The following is a 3,863-nucleotide window of genomic DNA, read 5'->3' as shown; positions in this document are numbered from 1 at the left end:
TATATAAAAATAAAAAACATGATCTTCAAATCCCCCCCCGCGTAGCTTATAGCTCTCTATGATAAAGTCAATTTTATCGTTGAACATAATCAACGTTGAAAAACGAAATAGAAGGTGGATAAATGAAAATTTCAGCACGTAATCAATTAGTGGGTAAAGTTGTTGATATTATTGAAGGTGCCGTTAATAGTGAAGTCATTTTATCTTTAGCACATGGTGAAAAACTTGTCACAATTATTACTAAAGAGAGTTGTGATAGTTTAAAGATCAAAAAAGAGGGTGAAGCAATTGCCATTATTAAAGCACCATGGGTTGTATTAGCACTGCCTGATTGCGATTTAAATTTCTCTGCACGTAACCAATTTGCAGGAAAAGTGACTCAAATCGCACAAGGTGCAGTGAACTCTACGGTTCATTTAGAAACTGCTAAAGGTTTAGAACTTACTGCTGTTATTACAAATGAAAGCTTACAAGAAATGAAATTAGCAAAAGGCAGTAATGTTTTAGCACTAATAAAAGCATCAAGTGTGATTGTTGCAACACGTAAATAATGGTACGTTTATTTCTTGAAATAAAAAAGAGACTAAATATTTAGTCTCTTTTTTATATGACGGTGACCTGACCTATCATTGGGTATTTATCATCCCGATCATCGTTTATTCAAGTAATAAAATTTAATTATCTGTATTACCTGCGACTTTCAGTTTGTCATAGATATAATTTTATAACTGTTAACTAATTTCTCGTCTTCACAGTCATTTAATTTCCCGTTACATAAGTGGCGCATTTGAATGTTTGCTTTGTAAAAAGGAGACAACGGCAAACGAGCGCGCTCTAAGATCAATCCCCCTAAGAAACTAATATCAGTTAATTCACCTGTTGTTATTGGCGCACCTTGCGATAGGTTATCTCTTAAAGTGAACTGAGTAATATACGCAGGGTTATTAAACGGTGATTGATAGTTTTTTAGCTCAATATTGGGTTGATGATCACCAAAATAGAGGAACATTGTCGGCTTTTCTCTTTGTGCAATAAAATGAGAGAAATCTTTAATTGCGGGATCACTGGTGACGATTTTTTCCATATAGTGACTAAATTTACCTGGCGCATTACTGCTTTCTGTATGACCTGTAATTTGGTACATATCTCTGTGTGATTCATCGTAAGGGCCATGCTCATACATCGTTAATGAGAATATAAATAATGGCTTGTCAGTACGCTTTTTTAGTACCTCTTCAACATAACCCAGCATATCTACTGTTGATATTTTCCAGAGATTTTCCTCGAGTGTTCCCGGGTAGCCAAGCTCTTGAGGCTGAATAATTTCATCAATTCCCATTTTTTCATAAGCGTAACCTGCATGGTAAGCACTACGATTAAATGGAGTAAGTAAAACAGTGTAATAACCTTCTGCTTTTAGTTGGCGGAATAAACTCTCATTAAGATTATCGACAACAAAATAGAATACGGAGTTTTTACGTGCACCAAAATCATCCGTATTTAACCCTGTTAATACAGAAAACTCAGAAAGCCAAGTACCACCACCAAAGGTTTGTACACGCAAAGGGCTTTGTGCACTGACACCTTCATCTTTTTGGAACATAAATAAATCAGGCAGTGCAACATTTTTATCAAATTGATAAATATGAGGATCAACTGTCGATTCTTGTAATAAAACGATGATGTCAGGTTTTATGTCTGTCTGTGTTTCGGGCAGTTCGGTTTTGTTCGCTTGTTCAAGGAAATAATCTGCATTTTCATTGAAATAAGGAGGGTGATAAGCCGTTTGGTAGCCAGACATGATTAAATTAGTGACAGTACCTCGTCCTCCTGGAAGTGTTCCTTCCCATTCAGCTTGCCATTTTTCTACGGTGAAATGGAGGATGGTAAATCCAATAACCATTAACAGTAAGCTACTTATCCGCAAGGTTGGGCACGATTTTTTGGAGAAACGCCAAGCAATAGACATATTGATAAGAAGCCATATTAGCATCGCAATCAATGCAACACCGGCTTCCCAATAATGGCCTAATGTCCCTAAATTCGAGCTATCAAAAGCTAAATCAAAGTCAGAGAACATTAATGTTTCTTTGTAATAATGGACTTTGAGTTGATTAATAAACTTCGTTATCAGGAAGAGTGTGCCAGTGGTTATAGCCGAAAATAAGACACGAGCTGATAAAATAAAAGCAAAGAGAAAAAAGAATAAAATAAGCACCGACTGAAATAAATGCAGTATAAATAAACGTTATTTTCTCAAAAACAATAAAGAGTGAGGCAATAAGAATAAGTGCAAGATAAGCACTTCCTAACATTTTTTTCATATCTCTTCCGAGTATAGCGATAAAGTATAAAGGGGATATTTTACAAATATTGTAGGCGATAACCTTAAATAGGCTAAATAACTTTATTTAGCCTAAGTTAACATCTGTATTTAGAATAATCCCTTATCTCGTAAAATATGAAGATCTTTTTTGCGACGAGTAAAACCAGTACGGTCAAAATACTCTAAAATTTGTACTGCTAATTTACGCCCAACAGATAACTCATCACGGAAATCTGCGGCGGTAACACTGCCATTATTTTCATTATATTTCAAAATGATAGACGCAAATTTTTCTATTGATTGGTGTGTATAGTAGCGGTCGGCAATAATCGGAATAATTAAACCTAATTGTGCCGCTTTACGTAATAATGAGCGGATCACTTTCTCATCATTTTTCATTTCATTGGCGAGATCACGTACCCACCAAGGTTCTGCTTGCTCAAAATAGACTTTAGCTTTTTGCCATAGCGCATCTTGTTCTGGAGAAAAAGCAAGACCATGGGTTGGAAGATGAAGCCAACCACGACTTTGGCTAATAGCCCCTTCTTTACGTAATTGATCAATTAAGTGATAGACCAATTCATCATGATAAGTAGGGAGTGCCATCCGTTTTAAGCGAGAGCGACCTACCCCCATTTGATCATTATGTTGTTGGTGATATTCCTCAAGTGTATCGAGTAATTTTTGTTTTGCTTTATCAGCATTATCTTTAGAAAGAATAACGCCAGCGACGTTAACTAGGTCAAAGGTTTCTAATAACTGAGCCAGTGCAGTTTCAGTTAATTGTTGTGCCCAAGAAAACTGACTTAGAGAGAGTTCACCTTTTGGTAAACATAACGCTAAATGGGCGCTGACACTGTCTGCATTATCAAGTTGGTGTAACCAAGTTAAAAATTCGGCTTGTCGTTTGCCTCTACGTGGTGAGTGCAAATATAAGACTTTTGCTGCGGCTAACGTGCGTTGAGCACTAATATCACGCAAGATAAGTCTGTCGTTATCCACCAGCCAAAGAGGTTCATCAAGAATAAGCTCGGCTAACTGCGGTGTTTCATTCACATCATTTAAAAGAGCAACACGACCCGTAATATGACGTGTACCGTGGTGAATATGTACAGGCTGCCAATGCTTTAAAGGTTCATCCGCAATTAAACTGACTAATATTTTATGAGATTGATAGTTAGGCGCTTGAGAAAGAAGCCAGTCACCACGAGAGACATTTTCTTTACTGACATCACCTGTGATGTTAATTGCAATGCGATGGCCTGCACCTGCACTCTCTACGGGCTGATTTTGTGCATGTAAGGCTCTTATTCTTACGGGTTTATCTGCGCCAGTTAGCCAAAAGGTATCACCAACAGAGATTTGTCCTGCAAGTGCGGTTCCTGTGACAACTAAACCAGCCCCTTTAATGCTAAAAAACACGGTCTATTGCTAAACGAAAACGCTTATGCCATTGAGGATGCTGTTGCTCTTGCTGATGCAACTCAACAAGGTAGTTACGAAGCGCTGGAATACCTTCACCAGAAGGGGCTGAAGT

2 protein-coding genes and 1 pseudogene are annotated in these 3,863 nt (G+C 37.4%); 1 reads left to right on the top strand and 2 read right to left on the bottom strand.

Annotated elements, in window-relative coordinates:
- The first annotated feature begins 122 nt into the window (after positions 1-122).
- Positions 123-551 (top strand): TOBE domain-containing protein, encoded by a 429-nt coding sequence (locus BHE89_RS11790; protein WP_069367378.1) that lies wholly within the window; start codon positions 123-125, stop codon positions 549-551.
- Between the two features lie 123 nt (positions 552-674).
- Here the strand turns inward: BHE89_RS11790 and BHE89_RS11785 are convergent.
- A pseudogene (locus BHE89_RS11785) lies at positions 675-2,324 on the bottom strand (LTA synthase family protein).
- A 110-nt stretch (positions 2,325-2,434) separates the two neighbouring features.
- Positions 2,435-3,748 (bottom strand): selenocysteine-specific translation elongation factor, encoded by a 1,314-nt coding sequence (gene selB / locus BHE89_RS11780; RefSeq protein ID WP_286146090.1) that lies wholly within the window; start codon positions 3,746-3,748, stop codon positions 2,435-2,437.
- Positions 3,749-3,863: the final 115 nt, after the last annotated feature.

The sequence above is a fragment of the Shigella sp. FC1967 genome (assembly GCF_001743005.1).
Lineage (GTDB): Bacteria > Pseudomonadota > Gammaproteobacteria > Enterobacterales > Enterobacteriaceae > Proteus.
Note: the sequence above shows the minus strand (reverse complement) of the source record. Positions and strands in the feature narration are given on the sequence as shown.